Genomic DNA, 18,117 nt, shown 5'->3' with positions numbered 1-18,117 from the left:
GCTCCATATCTGACAGGGTGTCAGCTAACTACGAGTTGAGGTAGGTCAGCACCGCCAGTACGCGCCGGTGATCCCCGTCACTCGGAGAGAGCCCGAGCTTCAGGAAGATGTTGCTCACATGCTTCTCGACGGCGCCGTCGCTCACCACCAGCTGCTTGGCGATCGCCGAGTTCGTCCGCCCCTCCGCCATCAGGCCGAGGACCTCCCGCTCACGCGGTGTCAGCCTCGCCAGGACATCCTGCTTGCGGCTGCGCCCCAGCAGCTGGGCGACCACCTCGGGGTCCAGTGCCGTGCCTCCCTGGGCCACCCGCACCACCGCGTCCACGAACTCCCGGACCTCCGCCACCCGGTCCTTGAGCAGATAGCCCACCCCCCGGCTGCTGCCCGCCAGCAGCTCCGTGGCGTACCGCTCCTCCACATACTGGGACAGGACCAGGACCCCTATCCCCGGATGGTCCCTCCGCAGCCGCACCGCGGCCCGTACGCCCTCGTCCGTGTGCGTCGGGGGCATCCGCACATCCGCGACCACCACATCGGGCAGCTCATTCTGGGCGGCGAGCTCCCCGACCGTCTTGACCAGCGCGTCCCCGTCGCCCACTCCCGCCACGACCTCGTGCCCCCGGTCGGTCAGCAGCCTGGTCAGCCCTTCTCTCAGCAGCACCGAATCCTCGGCGATGACCACCCGTACTCTGTCGTCCACCACTGCCCCGTTTCCCACATCGATCCGCCGCGCCGGCCGTGCCGGTCCGCCGTGCCCGGTCCGTCCCGGCCTTGTGCGTTACAGCATCCCAGCATTCGGATCGGACGGGGAAAGCCTGTGGACAACCTGCGGAATCACGCGGGATACGGGGGTGTCACCGGGGCGTGCACGAGGTGGGACGGGTGCTCACACGAAGGGGCGTACGCGGGCGGCGGCGCGGGCGGAAGGGGACCGGAGGGGTGGTGGTGCTCGGGCCGGTGGCGCTGTGACCCGGTGGGGCGGGCGGTCCGCGGACGGCCGGTGCGGGTGCCCGGTGCGGGACGGCCCAGGGCCCGGATCCTGCGGGGGACGGAGGCGGGACCGGGTGACTCGGCGACGGGCGGCCGGGTGGGGCCGGGCGGGCTCCGGGCCCCCGGGCCGGGGCGGCAGTCCGGGCGGTCGCCCCGCGCGGTTCCTTACGCGCCGCGCGGTTCAGCCGCGCCAGGGGAGTTCCGCGGTCACCGTGGTCGGGCCGCCGACCGGCGAGTCGATCGCCAGGATCCCGTCCACCGCGCCCAGCCGCTCCGCCAGCCCCGCGAGCCCGCTGCCCGAGGTGGCGTCCGCACCGCCCCTGCCGTCGTCGGTGACCTGCAGCATCAGCCGGTTCTCCGTGCGCCACACCTCCACGGAGGCGTGGCGGGCCTGGGCGTGCTTGCTGACGTTCTGGAGCAGCTCGGAGACGGTGAAGTACGCGATGCCCTCGATGGCGGGAGCCGGCCTGAACGGCAGATCCACCTCCACGGTCACCGGAGCCGTGCAGCGGGAGGCGACGGACGACAGGGCCGCGTCGAGTCCCCGGTCGGTGAGGACGGCGGGGTGGATGCCCCGGGCCAGGTCGCGCAGCTCCTGAAGGGCGATCTTGACCTCGCCGTGTGCCTCGTCGACCATGGCCGCCGCCGCGTCCGGGTCCTCCAGCAGCTTCTCCTTCGCGAGGCCCAGGTCCATGGCGAGGGCGACCAGCCGGGCCTGGGCGCCGTCGTGGAGGTCGCGCTCGATCCGCCGCAGATCGGCCGCCGCCGTGTCCACGACGACTCCGCGGTCCGACTCCAGCTCCACCACCCGGGTGGCGAGGACGGAGGGTCCGAGGAGACCGGAGACCATCACCCGGTCCACATAGGCGAAGCCCCTGATCAGCCACGCGGTGCACAGGACGATCGCCAGACCGGCCGCCGAGGTGGCCGCGATCTCAAGGGGCGTGTCGAGGTAGAGGCTGTTGCCGTTGCCGTCGCCGAAGACCTGGGCGCCCGGCTCGTCCAGGAACGTGGGGAAGGTCCAGTGCCACAGCGGGTACGCCAGCATCGACCAGCCCACGGACCACAGGGTGAGGACCGTCACAAAGGCGGTCACCGCCCACGGGAAGTGCAGCAGCGCGTAGAGCAGGTGGCGCCAGGACGTGCCGCTCTTGAGGACTGCGCCGATCCAGGACATCACCCCGTTCGTCCGGGTGCGCAGGGGTTCGGGGGCGCCCACGTCGTGCCGCAGCAGCGCACGGGCCCGGCTGCGCTCCAGGGCGCCGAAGGCACGGCAGCCGGCGAGCCCGGCGGCCAGGACCGGAATGCCCACGAAGGTGACCAGCAGCCCCAAGCCGAGCGAGACGGTGACGACGGCGAAGGTGAACAGCATCACGCTGATCGGCAGATTCAGCATGAGATACCAGAACTCACGCCAGGTGCGGCCCTCGAACGGCGCGCGCAGGGCCGAGGGCACGATGTGGGTCCGCTCTGCGTGCCGGTCGGTTCGGTCCATTCGGTCCGGTCGGTAGTCCGTGGCCATCGGCGTCGTCCGTTCTGCGCTGCGGGCTGTCATGACATCCAGAGTGCGGTTTCCGCGGCCCTCCCACCATGAGGGTCGTTCCCGTCTTCGACCGGGGGTTTTCCCCACCCCGCACAAGGGCACCTCGTGCGCACGGGGTGCCCCCTGTGCAGGGTGGGGCGGGCTCTCCCGGCGGCCGCGCGGTACGCCGTGCGCCCGCGGGCGAGGCGCGCCGCGGTACGTCGTGCGGCCTGGGCGAGGTGCGCCCGTACGCATGTGCGCCCGTACCACCGGACCGGGGCATCCCACACCGGAGCGGGGCACCCAGCCCGTATCCGGTGAATCACCAGGTCAGAGCTGCTCGTGGCCGCCGCTGCGAACCGTATCGCCCGGCTTGCTCCCGGCCCGCCGGCCCCCGCCCGTGCGATGACGCCACGGCACCTCCACCGTCACCGTCGTCGGGCCGCCGACCGGAGACTCGACGACGAACAGCCCGTCGACCGCTCCCAGCCGTTCCGCCAGGCCGGCCAGACCCGTACCGCCGTCCAGCCGTGCGCCGCCCTTGCCGTCGTCGGTCACCTGGATAAGCAGCCGGTCGGCCGCGCGCCACACCTCCACGGAGGCGTGGCGGGCCTGGGCGTGCTTGCTGACGTTCTGGAGGAGCTCGGAGACGGTGAAGTACGCGATGCCCTCGATGGCCTCCGCGGGCCGTTCCGCCAGATCCACGGACACCGTCACCGGAGCCGTGCAGCGGGAGGCGATGGAGGACAGGGCCGCGTCGAGTCCCCGGTCGGTGAGGACGGCGGGGTGGATGCCCCGGGCCAGGTCGCGCAGCTCCTGGAGCGCGAGTTTGACCTCGCCGTGTGCCTCGTCGACCATGGTCGCCGCCGCGTCCGGGTCCTCCAGCAGCTTCTCCTTCGCGAGGCCGAGACCCATGGCGAGGGCGACCAGCCGGGCCTGGGCGCCGTCGTGGAGGTCGCGCTCGATCCGCCGCAGATCGGCCGCCGCCGTGTCCACGACCACCCCGCGGTCCGACTCCAGCTCGGCGATGCGCCGCTCCAGCTCGTCGGACGGCGAGAGCAGCCCGCGGACCATGGCGCGATCGGCGTTCGTCAGTCCGCGGACGACGAACGGGAGGACCGGCCACAGGACGAACAGGCCGACCAGCGCCACGACGAAGGTCACCACCCCCCAGGGCAGCCGGATGAAGCAGTACAGCACCGTCCGCCACGCGACCGGGTCCTTCAGGCTCGTCCACAGCCAGGGGAAGAGCCCGTCCTCCCGCCGCGCGGCCCGCAGCGGGCTGGGCTCGTCGACCCGTACGCCGAGCAGCGCCCGGGACCGCCCGCGCTCCAGGCGCCCGATCGCCCGCGCCCCGGCCAGCGCGAGCGCCAGGAAGGGCAGACCGACCACCGTCACCGACAGTCCCGCGCCCAAGCTGATCGTGAACGCCACGTAAACAAATCCGAACACCGCCACCGGTAGATTGGCGAGGAGATGGACGATCTCCTTCCATGTGCGGGCGTCCAGGGCGAAACGTACCGGCGGTGGCGCGTCGGAGTCCGGAACGCCCGGAACGCGGTTGTCGGCGCTCCGGACGGCATCGGATGCGGTGTTGCTCACGGTCATACGTGCCAGCCTGCCCGGCTCCGCCGCCGGGCGCCATGGGGCTACACGGGCCGCCCGGGGTGGGGATATCCCCACCCCGGGCGGGACGCGACTGCTTACGGCCCCTTTAGCAGGGCCTAGACTCCCGTGCGTGCAGAACACGGGTTCTGCCGGGTATTACACGGTCGACGGCGTCGTCCAGGTCGTCGCCGTCGCCGGGAACGCCGGGATTGTCAGCAGGATCTTGTCAGCGGGATCTCAGGGAGCGAGGGGCGGACGTGCCGGAACAACCGACCGTGGCCGTGCTCGCGGCCGACTACTTCGCAAGCTACTCGGTCGTCGGACTGCTCGCGCTGATCGGCGTGCTGTTCGTCGCCGTGGCCTTCGGCGCGGGACGGCTGCTGCGGCCGGTGGTGCCCACGCCCGAGAAGCTGCTGACGTACGAATGCGGTGTGGACCCCGTCGGCGAGGGCTGGGCGCACACCCAGGTCCGCTACTACGTCTACGCGTTCCTGTATGTGATCTTCGCCGTCGACTCGATCTTCCTCTTCCCGTGGGCCACGGTCTTCGCCGCCGCGGGGTACGGGGCGACGACGCTCGTGGAGATGTTCATCTTCCTCGGCTTTCTGGCCGTGGGACTGCTCTACGCATGGAAGAAGGGCGTCCTGACATGGACGTGACCCCACCCCAGGTCTCCGCCCCGGTGCCGCTGCCGGAGCCGAAACGGCTGGGGGTCCTCTCCCGGCTCGCCCCCGAGCCGATGAAGGTGGTCCTCAACTGGGGCCGCCGCTACAGCCTCTGGGTCTTCAACTTCGGGCTCGCCTGCTGCGCCATCGAGTTCATCGCCGCTTCCATGGCGCGCCACGACTTCATCCGGCTCGGAGTGATCCCGTTCGCGCCCGGCCCGCGCCAAGCGGACCTGATGGTCGTCTCGGGCACGGTCACCGACAAGATGGCCCCCGCGGTCAAGCGTCTGTACGAGCAGATGCCCGAGCCCAAGTACGTCATCTCCTTCGGCGCCTGCTCCAACTGCGGCGGGCCGTACTGGGACTCGTACTCCGTCACCAAGGGTGTCGACCAGATCATCCCCGTCGATGTGTACGTGCCCGGCTGCCCGCCGCGCCCCGAGGCGCTGCTCCAGGGGATTCTCAAGCTCCAGGAGAAGATCGCCCGCGAGTCGCTCGGGGAGCGCTACGGATCCGGGCGGCCGTCCGCCGCCGAGCTGCGCAGCGGGCTGGTCACCCCGCCGCCGGCCCCCGCCCCGGGCGGTGAGCGGTGACCGCCTACGACAGCCTTCCCGGCTCGGTCACCGAGGTCTTCGGCCCGGAGGCCACCGCCGAGCACGCCTTCGACCTCCTCACGGTCGATGTCCCGCCGGACTCGTGGATCTCCGCCCTGGAGACCGCGCGTGACCGCCTGGGCTGCACCTACTTCGACTGGCTGAGCGCCGTCGACGAGCCCGGAACCGGATTCCTGGTCTGCGCCCATCTCGTGTCGCTGCCGCGGAAGGGCGGGCCGGAGGCAGGCCCCGGGCCCGAGGCAGAGGGCGGGACCGCGGGAGAGGGCGGGCCCGAGGCTGGGAGCCGGGGTGAGGGCGAGGCCGCGGGCCGTGGCGTGGGTGAGCCTGCGAGTGGTGGTGAGGCCGTGGGAGGTGGCGTGGCCGCGGGCGGTGGCGGTGGAGGCCGGGTCCGCAGACTGCTGCTGCGTACGACCGTGCCGCACGACGCTCCCGTACTGCCGTCCGCCGTTTCGGTGTACGCGGGCGCGGGCTGGCACGAGCGGGAGACGTACGAGATGTTCGGCGTCTCCTTCACCGGCCATCCGCACCTCGTGCCGCTGCTGCTGCCGGACACGTTTGAGGGGCACCCGCTGCGCAAGGACTTCGTCCTGGCGGCGCGGGTCGTGAAGGCGTGGCCCGGCGCGAAGGAGCCGGGGGAGTCCGAGCACGGCGGCCCGAAGCGCCGCCAGATGCTCCCGCCCGGCGTCCCCGACCCGAACGAGTGGGGCCCCCTCAAGGGCCAGCTCCCCCCTGCCCCGGCCCGCGCGGCCCGTACCGCCCGCGCCGCGGGCGCCGCCGGCCCCGCAGCCGACCGCCCCGCCCGCCGTACCCGCAGCGCGAGCGGGGGCTCGGCGAGTCAGGCTGCCGGGGGGACCCCGCCCCGCCGTACGCGCACCGCCGGTGAGGGCTCGGCGAGTCAGTCGGCGGCTCCGGCTTCCCCGGAGGCACCTGCCGCCCCCACTGCCCCGGCCGCGCCCCGGCCCGGGACCGGTCCGCGTCGTACCCGCAGCGCGAGCCAGGGCTCGGTGAGCCAGACGCAGGGCGGACCGGCTCCGGACACGGCGGCACCACCGCCTGCCGCGCCCACGGCGGAACCCCCGGCGTCCGGACCGGCACGCGCCCGCGGCACCGACGCCCCCTGGCACCACGCCCGCCCCGCCTACGACGACCGGCCGAACACCACCGACCGGACCCCGCCCCGGGACGAGCCGACGGCCCAGGACGAGCCGACGGCCCAGGACGAGCCGACGGCCCAGGGCGAGGCGGCCGCACCTGCTCGCCCCGAGGCCCCGGGCACGGAGCCCGCCACCCCGGAGCCGGACGGCGGCACCGCCGCATCCGGCACCCCCACCCGATCCGGCACCGGCCCGGAGGACCTCCGCCCGAAGCAGGCCCCCACACGGGAGCCGGAGCCCGGGGCCCGTCCCGAACGGGAGCCAGATCCAGGTCCCGAACCCGGGGCCGAACCTGCCACCGTTCCCGCGCGGGAGCCCGGGGCCGAGCCTCAGCCCGAACCCGGGGCGGGGGCGGGGGCCGAACCTGCCATCGAGCCCGAATCCGAGCCCGAGCCTGCCACCGAGCCCGAACCTCAGCCCGAATCCGGGCCGCAGGAATCTCCGGCCACCCGGCCCCGGACCGAATCCGAGCCGGGGTCCGAGACCCGGCCCCGGTCCTCCGGCGGATCCGGCCCCGCGGGTGGCGAGCCCGACGACACCACCGGAGGCGAACCCGCGTGAACGACGCTCTCGACGTCGCCTTCCGGCTGCTCGTCGTTTTCGGTGTGTTCCTGGTCTTCCCGCTGGTCATCGGGCAGACCGAGCACAAGGTCATGGCCCATATGCAGGGCCGCCTCGGTCCCATGTACGCGGGCGGCTTCCACGGCTGGGCCCAGCTCGTCGCCGACGGTGTGAAGTTCGCGCAGAAGGAGGACATCGTCCCGGCAGGCGCCGACCGGCGGGTCTTCCAGCTCGCGCCCGCGGTCGCGCTCCTGCCGTATCTGCTGGTACTGGTCGTGATCCCGATCGGCCCGGGCGAGGGTGCGGTCGGCCAGGTCGTCGACGCGGGCATCTTCTTCGTGATGGCGGTCATGGGCGTCGGTGTGCTCGGCTCGCTGATGGCGGGCTGGGCATCGGCCAATAAGTTCTCCCTTCTCGGCGGCCTTCGTACGGCCGCGCAACTGCTGGCGTACGAGCTGCCGATGCTGCTGGCCGCCGCCTCCGTCGCCATGGCGGCGGGCACGGTCTCGCTGCCCGGCATCCTGAACGCCTTCGAGTGGTGGTGGCTGCCCTGGCAGATCGTGGGCGCCCTCGTCTTCTTCGTGGCCGGACTCGCCGAACTCCAGCGTCCGCCCTTCGACATGCCGGTCGCCGACTCCGAGATCATCTTCGGCGCGTACACCGAGTACACCGGTCTGCGGTTCGCTCTGTTCCTGCTCGCCGAGTACGCGGGCATCGTCGTTCTCTGCGGTCTGACCACTGTCCTCTTCCTCGGCGGCTGGCACGGCCCCATGGGCGCCGACGGCCTGGGCTGGGTCTGGACCCTGCTCAAGACGGCCGTGCTCGCCTTTGTCGTCATCTGGCTGCGCGTGAGCTACCCCCGGATGCGTGAGGACCAGCTCCAGCGGCTCGCGTGGACCACCCTCGTCCCGCTCGCCCTTGCCCAGATCGCCCTCACGGGCATGGTGAAGGTGATGATCTGATGCCCCCGATTCCCGGCTCCGGCCTGGCCAAGGGCCTGGCCGTCACCCTCCGCACGATGACGAAGAAGTCCGTCACCGCGCAGTACCCGGACACCCAGCCCGACCTTCCGCCCCGTACCCGCGGCGTGATCGGCCTGTTCGAGGAGAACTGCACGGTCTGCATGCTCTGCGCCCGTGAGTGCCCCGACTGGTGCATCTACATCGACTCCCACAAGGAGACGATCCCGGCGGCGGCCCCCGGTGGCCGGGAGCGCAGCCGTAACGTCCTCGACCGGTTCGCCATCGACTTCGCGCTCTGTATGTACTGCGGTATCTGTATCGAGGTCTGTCCTTTCGACGCGCTTTTCTGGTCCCCGGAATTCGAGTACGCGGAGACGGACATCCGCGAACTCACCCACGAGCGCGACAAACTCCGCGAGTGGATGTGGACGGTCCCCGCGCCGCCCGCCCTCGACCCGGGCGCCGAGGAGCCGAAGGAGCTCACGGCGGCCCGCAAGGCGGCTGACAAGCTCGCGGCCACCCAGGCACCCCCGCCCCCCGAGCCTCCGGGGCCCGGCAGCCCCGGCCCCGGCGCGGCGCCTGCCCCGAAGACCGCCGAACCGGGATCCGACGGGCAGAGGTCCGACGGATCCGGACCCGGCACCCCGGGGCCCGGCGGCACGGCCCCTCCGGACAGCGGGTCCGGTCCCGCCGTGCCTCCCGCCAGTGAGGGAGGTCCGGCATGACGCTCGCCGCAGCGACGCAGAGCTTCCTCTCGCCGACCGGCGTCGAGGTCGCCTTCCTCCTCGTCGGCCTCGTCACCCTCGGCGCGGCCGTCATGACCGTCACCACCAAGCAGCTGGTGCACGCCGCCCTCTGGCTGGTCGTGGCGCTCGGCGGCCTCGCCGTCGAGTACCTGCTGCTGACGGCTGAGTTCATCGCCTGGGTACAGGTCCTGATCTACGTCGGTTCCGTGGTCGTCCTCCTTCTCTTCGGGCTGATGCTCACCAAGGCGCCCATCGGCCGTTCCCCGGACGCGGACTCCGGCAACCGGCCCGTCGCCCTGGCGGTGGCCGTCGCCGCCGCGGCCGCTCTGGTCTGGGTGGTCGTGGACGCCTTCCGCACCACCTGGATCGACCTGGACGGACCGGCTCAGGGCTCCACCAGGATGGCCGGCGAGACCCTCTTCCGGCACTGGGTGCTGCCCTTCGAGGCCCTCTCCGTACTGCTCCTCGCCGCCCTCGTCGGCGCGATCGTCCTGTCCCGCAAACGCGCCGGGGCCACCGGCACGGATCCCGAGCCGGACCGTGAGGGGAAGAGCTGATGCATCTCGCCTATCCCGCTGTGCTCTCCGTCCTCCTCTTCTGCACCGGCATCTACGGCGTCCTCGCCCGGCGCAACGCGATCCTGGTCCTGATGTCCGTCGAGCTGATGCTCAACGCGGTCAACCTCAACCTCGTCGCCTTCGACGTCTGGATGCGCGACGCACTGCACTCCGGCCAGGCGCTCACCCTCTTCACCATCGCCATCGCGGCCGCCGAGATCGGCATCGGCCTGGCGATCGTGCTGATGGTCTACCGCAACCGCGGACTCTCCGACGTCGACCGCCTCCGTGACACCGCCGAGGGTCACGAAGACGACGACGGGACCGCCGCTCCCGACGCGACCTCCGCGGCGACGCAGAAGGCCGAGGCCACCGCGTGACCACCACGACCCTGGCCGTTCTCGTACCCCTCCTTCCGTTCCTGGGTGCGGCCGCCGGACTCCTCCTCGGCCGTACCGCCCCCGGTCTTGTCCGGCCGCTGGCCGTCCTGCCGACCCTGACCGCGGCCGCCCTCGCGGTCGTCGTCGCCGTCCGCCAGGGCGGTGGCGAGACGATCGACGCCGCCACCCGGCTCACGCCGACCGGCTCGGTCCCCATCGACCTCGCCCTGTACCTCGACGGCTTCGCGGTCCTCGTCGCCGTCCTGGTCGGAGTCGTCGCGTCGTGCGTGCAGATCTACTCGACGGCATATCTGCGCGACGACCCGCGCTACCCCTCGTACGCGGCACTCGTCTCCCTCTTCACCTCCGCGATGCTGCTCGTCGTCTACTCCGGCGACCTGATCGTGCTGCTGGTCGGCTGGGAGATCATGGGCATCTGCTCGTACTTCCTCGTCGGCCACTACTGGGAGACCCCCGAGGCACGCGCTGCCTCCCTCAAGGCCTTTCTGGTCACCAAGCTCGGCGACGTTCCCTTTCTGATCGGTCTGTTCGCGCTCGCCACCGACGCCGGTACCTTCCAGATCACCGGAATCCTCGGCTCCGTCGTCGCGGGCGGAATCGATCACCCCACGCTGGTGGCGCTGCTGCTGCTCGCCGGTGTGGCGGGCAAGTCGGCGCAGTTCCCGCTGCACACCTGGCTGCCCGACGCGATGGCAGGCCCCACTCCCGTCTCCGCGCTGATCCACGCCGCCACGATGGTCGCGGCCGGTATCTACTTCGTGGCCCGGCTCCTTCCGCTGTTCGCCGCCTCCGCTGCCGCGCTCACCGTCCTCGCCGTGATGGCCGCCGTCACCATGGTCGGCTCAGGGCTCGCCGCACTCGCCCAGGACGACATCAAACGGGTCCTCGCCTACTCGACCATCGGCCAGCTCGGCTATATGGCGGGCGCCCTGGCGGTCGCCGACCGCGGAGCCGCCGTCTTCCACCTCCTCTCGCACGGTGCGTTCAAAGCACTGCTCTTCCTCGCCGCCGGCGTGATCATCCATGCCGCCGGCACCAACTCACTCGCCGTCATGTCCCGGATGAGCGGCCTGCCCAAGCGGGTCCCCGACGCGTACTGGACGATGACCGTCGCCCTGTTCGCGCTGGCCGCGATCCCGCCCTTCGCCGGCTTCTTCTCCAAGGAAGCCGTCCTCGTCGCCGCCGAGCACACCGCTCTGGACGGATCCGGCGCAGCCCCCGGTGCCGCGGGCTGGACGGTGCTGGTCGCCGGACTGCTGACCGCCCTGCTCACCGCCGCGTACGCGACCCGTCTGTGGCTGCTGGCCTTCCGCGGCCGGGGAGCCGAAGCCCCGGACCACGGCCGTGAGCCCATCGCCATGAACTCCGTACTGTGGCTGCTCGCCGTCCCCTCCCTCGGTTTCGGAGTCACCTACGGCTACGTCGACGGATGGTTCGACGGCCACGGCCTCGCCCCCACCCTGACCACCGCCGTCCTCGGCACCGGCATCGCCGTCGTCGGAGGGCTGCTCACCTACGCCGCCTGGCGCTCACTCCTCGCCCGTGGCGCCCTCGCGGCGGTCGGCGCTCCCGCCGCAGCCGTCACCACCCACCCGGACGCGTCACCATCGGTCGTCGAAGCGGACGCCATCACCGCCCACACCCTCGCCTACGGCAGCATCGCGGCGGCCTGCGACCCCGCGGACCCGGGCCGGCTGCTGCTCGGCCCCCTGCACCGCCACGCCGCTGTCGGCTTCCACCTCGATGCCGTCTACCACGTGCTGTTCGTCCGCCCCGTCCAGGCCGGTGCCGATCTGGTCCGCTTCCTCGACCGCGAGGTCGTCGACACCTACGTACGCGGCGCGGCCACCGGCAGCAACTGGCTCGGCCTGCTGGTCCGGCGGGCCCAGACCGGCAATGTGCAGACCTACGTCGGCGCGCTGCTGGCGGGCACGGTCGTCCTGGCGATCGCCGCCGTCGTCCTGTCCAACGTCAACGCGGGATCGTGAGCCGTGATCGATATCAGCGAGTCCGTGATGCAGTTCCTTCTCGCGTTCATCGTCGTCGGCCCGCTCATCGGCGCCGTGGCCGCGCTGCTGCCGGCGCCGCCCGGACTACGCGGCAAGAGCCCCGGCCAAGCGGTTCTGCGCCATGGCGTGACCGTCACCGGAGCGGTCCTCGCCGCCGCGATCGTCCTGGTCATCGGCTTCGACCACGACCACCCGTCGAAGATGCAGGCCAGTACGGACATCAGCTGGATCCCCGCACTCGATGTGCGGATCCACCTCGGCGTCGACGGCATTTCCCTCCCCCTTCTGGTCCTGACGGCGCTGCTGACCTTCCTCTGCGCGCTCTACAGCTACTTCTCCATGCGGGACCAGTCGCTGACCGCGAAGTCCTCGGGACGCTCCCCGAAGGCCTTCGTGGCTCTGCTGCTCGTCCTCGAATCGGGAACCCTCGCGACCTTCGCGGTCCTCGATCTGCTGCTCTTCTTCCTGGCATTCGAGATGGTGCTCATCCCGATGTACTTCCTCATCGCCCGCTGGGGCGGCGAGGCCAGGCGGGCCGCCGCCTGGAAGTTCATCCTCTACACGCTGCTCGGCTCTGTCGTCATGCTGCTCGGCCTGCTGCTCATCGGGCTGAAGACCGGCACATTCGACATGGTGGCACTCGCCACTGACAACGGCCGGGGGCTGACCGCATCCACGCAGGTCATCGCCGTGCTGGCGATCGGGATCGGCCTCGCGGTGAAGACGCCGATGTGGCCCTTCCACAGCTGGCTGCCCGACGCGCACACCGCGGCACCGACGGTCGGCTCGGTGCTTCTGGCAGGTGTCCTGCTCAAGATGGGTACGTATGGATTCGTCCGTATCGTCCTGCCCATCGCGCCCGACGGGATGCGGACCTTCGCGCCCTACCTCGCCGCATTCGCCGTGGTCGGCATCATCTACGGCTCCCTCGCCTGTCTCGCACTCGCCAAACAGGGCGCGGGCGGGGACCTCAAGCGCCTGATCGCCTACTCCTCCGTCGGTCACATGGGCTTCGTCCTCCTCGGCATCGCCACGATGACCCCGACCGGTGTGAACGGCGCGCTGTTCGCCAACATCGCCCACGGCCTCATCACCGGCCTGCTGTTCTTCCTGGTCGGCGCGCTCAAGGACCGCTACGGCACCGCCGATCTCGACACCCTCGCGGGAGCCACCGGCGCCGCGCTCTACGGCCGCGCGCCACGCCTCGGCGGACTCCTCGCGTTCGCCGCCGTCGCCTCCCTCGGGCTGCCCGGCCTCGCCGGATTCTGGGGCGAGATGCTGGCCCTCTTCGGCGCGTTCGACCCGGCCGACGGTCTCAGCCGCCCCGCCTTCCTCACCTTCATGGTGATCGGCGGCTTCGGCACCCTGCTCACCGCCGCGTATCTCCTGATCGTCGTGCGCCGCGTCTGCATGGGCGTACCGCACCCCGCGGAGCGGGAGGCCGAGCCGTTCGCCGACGTCCGGGCGTACGAGTTCGCCGCCTGGACCCCCCTGGTCGCCCTCACCGTCCTCGCCGGGCTGTGGCCCGCGATCCTCCTCGGCCTCACCGATCCGGCCGTGCAGAAGCTCCTCGCAGGAGGCAAGTCGTGACCATGGCCATCGGCGGCGCCGCCGGTCTCGCCGCCGCTTCCACCGCGGGCTCCGGCGTGGCCTCCGCACCCTCCGCCACCGACGGCGTCACCGGCGCCTCCGGAATCGTCAACCTCGTCCAGTCCGTCGACTGGGTCACGATCGCGCCGCCCACCATCACGGCGGCGGTCGCCCTGATCATCCTGGTCGCCGATCTGTTCGTGCCCGAGAAGCGCAAGAACCTGCTGGGCATCGGGGCGGTCACCGGCCTGGCCGCCGCCCTGCTCGCGCTCGTGCCGCTGAACGCGGGCGACCGCAGCACCTTCTGCCTCACGACCGACCCCGACACCTGCAGCTACACCGCGGACCACTTCACCCTCGCCATCCAGCTGCTGGTGCTCGGCGGCGCCCTCCTCACCGCTCTGCTCTCGCTCCAGGACACCCGCAGAAAACTCCCCGCGGGGGAGTACTGGTTCCTGCTGCTCTCGTCCGCCGCGGGGGCGGCCCTGCTGCCCGCCTCACGGGACCTCGCCACCCTCGTTGTCGCTCTCGAAGTCGCCTCGCTGCCCGCCTTCGCGCTCGTCGGCCTCCGGCGCGGGGACCGGCTCTCCAGCGAGGCGGCGCTCAAGTTCTTCCTCTCCTCGGTGACCGCGACGGCGGTGACGCTGCTGGGCGTGAGTTTCGTGTACGGCACCACCGGCACCCTCCACCTCACCAGGATCGCCACAGAGCTCGACAGCGTCCCCGGCCAACTGGACACCCTCGCGAAGACCGGTGTCGCGCTGACCCTCATCGGCTTCGCCTTCAAGACGGCCGCGGTCCCCTTCCACTTCTGGGTCCCCGACACCTATGTGGGCGCACCCCTGCCCATCGCCGCCTTCCTCTCCGTCGTCGGCAAGGCGGTCGGATTCTCCGGCCTCGTCCTGGTGACCGTCATCGCCTTCCCCGCGTACGCCGACGTCTGGGGCCCCGCGATCGCCGTACTGGCCGCCCTGACCATGACCGCCGGCAATGTCGCCGCGCTCCGGCAGTCGTCCACGCGCGCGTGGAGCGCGGTACGCCTGCTGGCGTGGTCCTCCGTCGCCCAGGCGGGCTACATCCTGGTGCCGATCGCGGCAGCCGCCTACACCAGCGACGACCAGATCGGCTCGACCGTCGCCTACGCCCTCATGTACGCCGTCGTGAACCTCGGTGCCTTCGCCGTGGTCGCACTCGTCGCCCGTACGCATCCGGCGAACCGGATCGCCGACTACCGCGGCCTGTACGCGGAGCGTCCGCTCACCGCCCTCACCATGGGGTTCTTCCTGCTCTGCCTCGCCGGGCTGCCGCCGGGCATCATCGGGCTGTTCGCCAAGGTGACCGTCTTCTCCTCGGCCGTCGACGCGGGTCTCGGCTGGCTGGCCGTCGTCATGGGCGTCAACGTGGTGATCGCCCTCTACTACTACCTGCGTTGGACGGCGATCCTCTTCCGGGCCCCCGAGGCCGCGGTGGACGCCATTCCGGAAACCGCGCCGCCCGCTCGCGCCCCGGCGGCTCCCGCCCCCGTCGTCGCGGCCGTCTCCCTCACCGCCGTCGCGGGCGTCGTCCTGTCCGGCTACCCGCAGCTGGTCCTCCGGTTCGTGACGACCAGCCTGTTCTGACCGTCACCCGAACGGCTCACCCCCGGCCCCGGAGCACCAGGGAACTTGCCCCCTTCGCCTGGCGTTGACCAGTACAGAAGGGTCCACTAGAGAGTGGAGACACCACGTAGAGGGTCCCCTGCCGCACCATTTGGAGGGCGTACCGTGCACCGCCGGCACAACGGGCTGAAGACCGCCGTACTCCTCGGTGGACTATCCGCACTCATCCTCCTCATCGGCAGCTTCTTCGGCCGTACGGGACTGATCGTCGCGCTCGTCGTGGCGCTCGGGACGAATGCCTACGCCTACTGGAACAGCGACAAACTGGCGCTGCGCGCCATGCGCGCCCGCCCGGTGAGCGAATTCGAGGCCCCGGGGCTGTACAAGATGGTCCGTGAGCTGTCGACGGCCGCCCGCCAGCCCATGCCACGGCTGTACATCTCCCCGACCCAGGCGCCCAATGCCTTCGCCACCGGCCGCAACCCCCGCAACGCCGCGGTCTGCTGCACCGAGGGGATCCTCCAGATCCTCGACGAGCGGGAGCTGCGCGGGGTCATCGGCCATGAGCTCAGCCATGTCTACAACCGGGACATCCTCATCTCGTCCGTCGCCGGAGCCCTCGCCTCCGTGGTGATGTTCCTGGTGAACTTCGCCTGGCTGATCCCCGTCGGCCGGTCCGACGACGACGGCCCCGGTCTCCTCGGCATGCTGCTGATCATGATCCTCGGCCCGGTGGCCGCGTCCATCATCCAGCTCGCCGTCAGCCGCTCCCGGGAGTACGAGGCCGACGCCTCGGGCGCACAGCTCACCGGAGACCCCCTGGCCCTCGCGAGCGCCCTGCGCAAACTCGACGCGGGTACCAAACAACTGCCCCTGCCCCCCGAGCCCCGGCTGGAGACCGCGAGTCACATGATGATCGCAAACCCCTTCAGGCCGGGTAGGGGTCTGTCAAAGATGTTCTCCACGCACCCGCCCATGGCGGAGCGCATCGCCCGACTCGAACAGATGGCAGGTCGACGCCCATGAAGACAATCCTGAACATCATCTGGCTCATCCTGTGCGGCTTCTGGATGTTCCTGGGCTACATGCTCGCAGGCGTGCTGCTCTGCATCACCATCATCGGTATCCCCTTCGGTCTGGCCTCCTTCCGCATCGGGGTCTACGCCCTCTGGCCCTTCGGCTACACAGTCGTCGACCGCCGTGACGCGGGGGCGCCGTCCTGCATCGGCAATGTGCTGTGGCTGATCCTCGCCGGCTGGTGGCTCGCCCTCGGGCATATCGTCACCGGAATCGTCCTGTGCATCACGATCATCGGCATCCCATTGGGCATCGCGAACTTCAAGCTGATCCCCGTCTCCCTGCTGCCTCTCGGCAAGGAGATCGTCCCTACGGACCAGGCGTTCGGCGCCCGCTGAAACGAAGCCCGGGAGACGACACTGACCAGCGCCATCGCACTCGGCTGGTCCGTTGTCGACGACGACCACGGCGGGACCGTCCTCGCGCGGGGACGCGGGAGTCGGTTAAGGACTCTTCGCCGACCGGCCCCCTCCCGTACGAGAACGCTGGGAACTGCTCGGCTGTGTCCCCGAGGGACGACTCCGTCCCGGAGCTGGGCCGGACGGTGCGCTCCGGACGGCGCCGAGGGCCCGACGCCGGCGGTCGGCTCGTGCGCGCCGCAGCGGCTGCTGTTCCGGGCCTGTCGTCTCTACCGTGCGGTGTCCGCGTAGGCTCCTGCCGTGCCGCGGCGGTCCGTGGTTACCGCCAGTTTTCCGGCCGCCGAGTCCTGGGCCTGATCTGCCGTACGCCGTAGAGCGCTGCTCCGGCGCCGGCACGGCCGGGCCCGCCACGACCGATGAAACGGGCAGGGCGAAGACCGGCACCACACCCATCCCGCGGGGCGCCGCCACCCGGACGACTCCGAACCCGGCCGTACCCGCCTCCGTCACTCGAACGTGTGTACCTCGATCCCGGTCGGAACTCAGGGTCCGGGCCGAGGCGTTGGTCAGGGTGTAGCGCAGAAGCACTCCGGACGACCCACGACAAACGCCCACCCGGCCGGATGCCTCCAGAACGAGCCGAGCCGTTCCCGCCCGTACGCATAGGTGCCGCCCGACGCCGGATACCGGGCGGCAAGCAGGGCAGACGACATGGCATTGCGGTACGCCACCGCCGCGGCGTGCAGCAGTCCCGAGCCGGCACGGGCAGCGGGCCCCGTGCCTCAAAAATGCCCGCACCGAGCACCGAGCACCGAGCACCGAGGGCCCCGGGCAGCGAACCCGAGTCCGATCACCACCGCGTCGACGACACCGGGCGACCGCCTGAGCTGCTGCGTCATGGGGCCGCACCCTGCTGAGGCCCCGCAACCGCGGTCCGACCGTCCGACGTCTTCCAGATGACACCGCCACGAAAGGCAGGTTCAGTGCATGAGCATCATCAGCTGGATCATCCTCGGGCTGCTTGCCGGAGCCATCGCCAAGATTCTGCTGCCCGGACGGGACCCGGGCGGCCTGATCGGCACCACGCTCATAGGGGTCGCCGGTGCGTTCACCGGCGGCTGGATCTCCGCCCGCTATCTGGACCGGCCGTTCACCAAGGAGTTCTACGACGGGACCACCTGGGCCGCGGCGATAGGCGGCTCCCTGGTGCTGCTGATCGCCTACCGGCTCCTGTTCGGCCACTCCCGCTCACGTTGACGGGGCCGGGTCAGCCCGGCAGACCGGTCTCCCGCAGCGTGATGTTCAGCCGTCCGCCGCGCATCCCCGTCGCCGGGTCGGCCGTGCCCGGGTACACCTTCGGGACTCCGTGGTACGCGAACCGCGAGGGACCGCCGAAGACGAACAGGTCCCCTGACGCCAGCTCCACATCGGTGTAAGGGCGCCCGCGCGACTCGGTGTTGCCGAAGCGGAAGACACAGGTGTCACCGATACTCAGCGACACCACCGGCGCCCCGGACCGCTCCTCCTTGTCCTGGTGCATCCCCATCCGAGCAGTTCCGTCATAGAAGTTGATCAGCGCGGTGTCCGGGGTGTACTCCTGCCCGACCGCCCCGACCGCCCCGACCGCCCCGACCGCCCCGACCGCCCCGACCGCCCCGACCGCCCCGACCGCCCCGACCGCCCCGACCGCCCCGACCGCCCCGA

At 71.3% G+C, this 18,117-nt stretch carries 17 protein-coding genes and 1 pseudogene; 13 read left to right on the top strand and 5 right to left on the bottom strand.

The window, feature by feature from the left end:
- Positions 1 to 28: 28 nt before the first annotated feature.
- The 3 genes from ACFYT4_RS08340 to ACFYT4_RS08330 form a co-directional block, all read right to left on the bottom strand.
- The gene (locus tag ACFYT4_RS08340; RefSeq protein WP_389266782.1) at positions 29 to 700 is read right to left on the bottom strand and encodes a LuxR C-terminal-related transcriptional regulator; all 672 of its coding nucleotides are present in this window, start codon (positions 698 to 700) and stop codon (positions 29 to 31) included.
- A gap of 471 nt (positions 701 to 1,171) precedes the next feature.
- Entirely contained in the window at positions 1,172 to 2,512 is a 1,341-nt protein-coding gene (locus ACFYT4_RS08335) for a sensor histidine kinase (RefSeq protein WP_389266780.1), read from the bottom strand.
- A 330-nt stretch (positions 2,513 to 2,842) separates the two neighbouring features.
- Entirely contained in the window at positions 2,843 to 4,120 is a 1,278-nt protein-coding gene (locus ACFYT4_RS08330; protein ID WP_389266529.1) for a sensor histidine kinase, read from the bottom strand.
- A 257-nt stretch (positions 4,121 to 4,377) separates the two neighbouring features.
- Here ACFYT4_RS08330 and ACFYT4_RS08325 point away from each other — a divergent pair, with 257 nt between their 5' ends.
- From ACFYT4_RS08325 to ACFYT4_RS08270, 12 genes are all read left to right on the top strand, one after another.
- Positions 4,378 to 4,779, top strand: coding sequence for an NADH-quinone oxidoreductase subunit A (locus ACFYT4_RS08325; RefSeq protein ID WP_389266527.1), 402 nt, complete (start codon positions 4,378 to 4,380; stop codon positions 4,777 to 4,779).
- A complete protein-coding gene (locus tag ACFYT4_RS08320) occupies positions 4,770 to 5,378 on the top strand; it encodes an NADH-quinone oxidoreductase subunit B (protein ID WP_389266525.1) in 609 nt (202 codons plus the stop codon). Before ACFYT4_RS08325 ends, ACFYT4_RS08320 begins: the two co-directional genes overlap by 10 nt.
- Complete coding sequence (locus ACFYT4_RS08315; RefSeq protein WP_389266523.1) at positions 5,375 to 7,114, top strand: NADH-quinone oxidoreductase subunit C; 1,740 nt, start codon at positions 5,375 to 5,377, stop codon at positions 7,112 to 7,114. The genes ACFYT4_RS08320 and ACFYT4_RS08315 overlap by 4 nt, the downstream gene beginning before the upstream one ends.
- Positions 7,111 to 8,076, top strand: coding sequence for an NADH-quinone oxidoreductase subunit H (locus ACFYT4_RS08310; RefSeq protein WP_389266521.1), 966 nt, complete (start codon positions 7,111 to 7,113; stop codon positions 8,074 to 8,076). The genes ACFYT4_RS08315 and ACFYT4_RS08310 overlap by 4 nt, the downstream gene beginning before the upstream one ends.
- Entirely contained in the window at positions 8,076 to 8,801 is a 726-nt protein-coding gene (locus ACFYT4_RS08305) for a NuoI/complex I 23 kDa subunit family protein (protein ID WP_389266519.1), read from the top strand. The genes ACFYT4_RS08310 and ACFYT4_RS08305 overlap by 1 nt, the downstream gene beginning before the upstream one ends.
- Positions 8,798 to 9,379: an NADH-quinone oxidoreductase subunit J gene (locus ACFYT4_RS08300; RefSeq protein ID WP_389266517.1), complete on the top strand. Its 582-nt coding sequence runs from the start codon at positions 8,798 to 8,800 to the stop codon at positions 9,377 to 9,379. Before ACFYT4_RS08305 ends, ACFYT4_RS08300 begins: the two co-directional genes overlap by 4 nt.
- On the top strand, positions 9,379 to 9,759 hold the full coding sequence (gene nuoK, locus ACFYT4_RS08295) for an NADH-quinone oxidoreductase subunit NuoK (RefSeq protein WP_389266514.1): 381 nt from the start codon (positions 9,379 to 9,381) through the stop codon (positions 9,757 to 9,759). The genes ACFYT4_RS08300 and nuoK overlap by 1 nt, the downstream gene beginning before the upstream one ends.
- The gene (locus ACFYT4_RS08290; protein ID WP_389266512.1) at positions 9,756 to 11,768 is read left to right on the top strand and encodes an NADH-quinone oxidoreductase subunit L; all 2,013 of its coding nucleotides are present in this window, start codon (positions 9,756 to 9,758) and stop codon (positions 11,766 to 11,768) included. The genes nuoK and ACFYT4_RS08290 overlap by 4 nt, the downstream gene beginning before the upstream one ends.
- 3 nt (positions 11,769 to 11,771) lie before the next feature.
- A complete protein-coding gene (locus ACFYT4_RS08285) occupies positions 11,772 to 13,379 on the top strand; it encodes a NuoM family protein (RefSeq protein WP_389266510.1) in 1,608 nt (535 codons plus the stop codon).
- Positions 13,376 to 14,998 (top strand): NADH-quinone oxidoreductase subunit N, encoded by a 1,623-nt coding sequence (locus ACFYT4_RS08280; RefSeq protein WP_389266508.1) that lies wholly within the window; start codon positions 13,376 to 13,378, stop codon positions 14,996 to 14,998. The genes ACFYT4_RS08285 and ACFYT4_RS08280 overlap by 4 nt, the downstream gene beginning before the upstream one ends.
- 144 nt (positions 14,999 to 15,142) lie before the next feature.
- Entirely contained in the window at positions 15,143 to 16,003 is an 861-nt protein-coding gene (gene htpX, locus ACFYT4_RS08275) for a zinc metalloprotease HtpX (RefSeq protein ID WP_389266507.1), read from the top strand.
- The gene (locus ACFYT4_RS08270) at positions 16,000 to 16,392 is read left to right on the top strand and encodes a YccF domain-containing protein (protein WP_389266505.1); all 393 of its coding nucleotides are present in this window, start codon (positions 16,000 to 16,002) and stop codon (positions 16,390 to 16,392) included. The genes htpX and ACFYT4_RS08270 overlap by 4 nt, the downstream gene beginning before the upstream one ends.
- 614 nt (positions 16,393 to 17,006) lie before the next feature.
- Here the strand turns inward: ACFYT4_RS08270 and ACFYT4_RS08265 are convergent.
- Positions 17,007 to 17,312: pseudogene (locus ACFYT4_RS08265) on the bottom strand (amino acid permease); the annotation flags it as partial.
- An 88-nt stretch (positions 17,313 to 17,400) separates the two neighbouring features.
- Here ACFYT4_RS08265 and ACFYT4_RS08260 point away from each other — a divergent pair.
- On the top strand, positions 17,401 to 17,670 hold the full coding sequence (locus tag ACFYT4_RS08260) for a GlsB/YeaQ/YmgE family stress response membrane protein (protein ID WP_389266503.1): 270 nt from the start codon (positions 17,401 to 17,403) through the stop codon (positions 17,668 to 17,670).
- Between the two features lie 10 nt (positions 17,671 to 17,680).
- Here the strand turns inward: ACFYT4_RS08260 and ACFYT4_RS08255 are convergent.
- On the bottom strand, positions 17,681 to 18,117 hold a 437-nt coding region (locus ACFYT4_RS08255; protein ID WP_389266502.1), incomplete at its 5' end, for an alpha-ketoglutarate-dependent dioxygenase AlkB family protein.

The sequence above is a fragment of the Streptomyces sp. NPDC004609 genome, from assembly GCF_042873655.1.
GTDB lineage: Bacteria > Actinomycetota > Actinomycetes > Streptomycetales > Streptomycetaceae > Streptomyces.
Note: the sequence above shows the minus strand (reverse complement) of the source record. Positions and strands in the feature narration are given on the sequence as shown.